General features: G+C 69.6%; 3 protein-coding genes and 1 tRNA gene. 3 read left to right on the top strand and 1 reads right to left on the bottom strand.

Annotation, left to right across the window (positions count from 1 at the left end):
* Nucleotides 1–403: CNNM domain-containing protein (locus tag AC1D12_RS32370; protein WP_477845244.1), on the bottom strand; the 403-nt coding region annotated here is incomplete at its 3' end.
* A 110-nt stretch (nt 404–513) separates the two neighbouring features.
* Here AC1D12_RS32370 and AC1D12_RS32365 point away from each other — a divergent pair.
* The 3 genes from AC1D12_RS32365 to AC1D12_RS32355 form a co-directional block, all read left to right on the top strand.
* A complete protein-coding gene (locus AC1D12_RS32365; RefSeq protein ID WP_477845243.1) occupies nt 514–1,341 on the top strand; it encodes a symmetrical bis(5'-nucleosyl)-tetraphosphatase in 828 nt (275 codons plus the stop codon).
* A gap of 42 nt (nt 1,342–1,383) precedes the next feature.
* A tRNA-Ser gene (locus tag AC1D12_RS32360) sits at nt 1,384–1,471 on the top strand.
* Nucleotides 1,472–1,531: 60 nt separating this feature from the next.
* The coding region (locus AC1D12_RS32355) for a cold shock domain-containing protein (protein WP_477845242.1) at nt 1,532–1,848 on the top strand (317 nt) is incomplete at its 3' end.

The following is a 1,848-nucleotide window of genomic DNA, read 5'->3' as shown; positions in this document are numbered from 1 at the left end:
GGCGGGCCACGTTCTCGGGATACATCTGCCCGAGCCGCTTGGGCACCAGCTCGCCGAAGATGATCGTGAGGAAGGTGATGCACATCACCACGAGGGCGGTGGCGGTGATGCCGGAGGCCTTCTCGTGGATGTTGAATGTCAGATGGATCCAGGCGGCCAGCGGCTCGGAGAAGGCGGCCTCGCCGACGATGCCGTTGAGCACGCCGATCGAGGTGATGCCGATCTGCACGGTGGACAGGAACTTGGTGGGGTTCTCGTGCAGGTCCATCGCGGCGCGGGCGCCTTCGTCGCCGGTTTCCACCATGACCTGCAGGCGCGCCTTGCGACTGGCGGTGAGCGCCATTTCAGACATGGCGAACAGACCGTTGAGGATGATCAGGAAGGCGAGGAGCGCTATGTCCATGGAAGCACGCTGCCGGGGCCCGGCCCGGAACGCGCAAAACGACGAAGGCCGCAAGGGTAGCAGATGGCGCCGGCAGGGCCGTGACGGGGTGGGCAGGCAGAATCCCGGCGATGAACTACCTGATCGGTGACCTGCAGGGCTGCTGCGACCCGCTGGAGCGCCTGCTCGAGAAGATCGGCTTCTCTGCCTCGCGCGACCACGCGTACCTGCTGGGCGACCTGGTGAACCGGGGCCCGGCCTCGCTGCGCACGCTGCGGCGGCTGCAGCAGCTGGGGTCGTCGGCCACCTGCCTGCTGGGCAACCACGACCTGCACCTGCTGGCGGTGGCGCACGGGGTGCGCAAGCCGGGGCGGCGCGACACGCTGGGCGAGATCCTGGACGCGCCGGACCGCGGCGCGCTGATCGACTGGCTGCGCCGCCAGCGGATGGCGGTGCACGCGCACGGCTGGCTGATGGTGCATGCCGGCGTGGTGCCGCAGTGGGACCTCGCGACGACGCTGGCGCTGGCCGGCGAGGTGGAGCAGCGGCTGCGCGGCGACGACCTGCCGGGTTTCCTGCAGGTGATGTACGGCAACGAGCCGGCGCGCTGGGACGCGGCGCTGCAGGGCGCCGACCGGCTGCGCTTCGCGGTGAACGTGCTGACGCGGATCCGCTTCGTGGCCGCCGACGGCACGCTGGACATGGCGAGCACCGAGGCGGCGGACGCCGCGCCGCCGGGGCTGTTCGCGTGGTTCGATGCGCCGCAGCGCCGCACGGCGGGGGTGCCGATCGCGTTCGGGCACTGGTCGACGCTCGGGCTGACGATCCGGCCGGACCTGATGGCGCTGGACACCGGGTGCGTGTGGGGCGGGCGGCTCACGGCGGTGCGGCTGGGGGATGCGGCCGAGGTGGCGGAGGTGGTCCAGGTGGACTGCGAGCAGGCGCAGCAGCCGGGCTGACGGCCCCGGCCGGACTACAATCCCGGCCTCCCAAGGGACCGCGGAGAGATGGCCGAGCGGTTTAAGGCACTGGTCTTGAAAACCAGCGACGGGCAACTGTCCGTGGGTTCGAATCCCACTCTCTCCGCCACCCAGCAGTCGGCATCGCCCCACGTCTGACAAGGCGCGTTTCGGAGGCTTCGTCTGAGCAATGCCGCAAACAGGCATCCTGCGAACCTGGAACGAAGCGCGCGGCTTCGGCTTCATCGCGCCGACGGGGGGTGGACGCGAGTTGTTCGTCCACATCAGCGCGTTCCCTCAGGACGGCTCTCTCCCTACCGTCGGTGAATCGCTGAGCTACGAGCCGGGACAAGGGGCCGACGGAAGGCCGCAAGCCGTTCGCGTCATTCGCCAGGCCATCGGAAAGCCGTCGATGCGTCCACGCGCGCAGGTGCCGGTCCGGCGCAGGCGCAGCTCACTGGTGGTCCCACTCGTTGCCTTGATGCTCATGATCGCCATCGTGATTGC

This window comes from Rhizobacter sp. P1_G5, from assembly GCF_056405435.1.
The sequence above is the reverse complement of the archived record's forward strand: the minus strand, read 5'-3'. Positions and strand labels throughout refer to the sequence as shown.

Excerpts from the sequence above, each read along its gene's own strand:
- AC1D12_RS32365 (WP_477845243.1), top strand. The coding sequence starts at position 514 with ATGAACTACCTGATCGGTGACCTGCAGGGCTGCTGCGACCCGCTGGAG.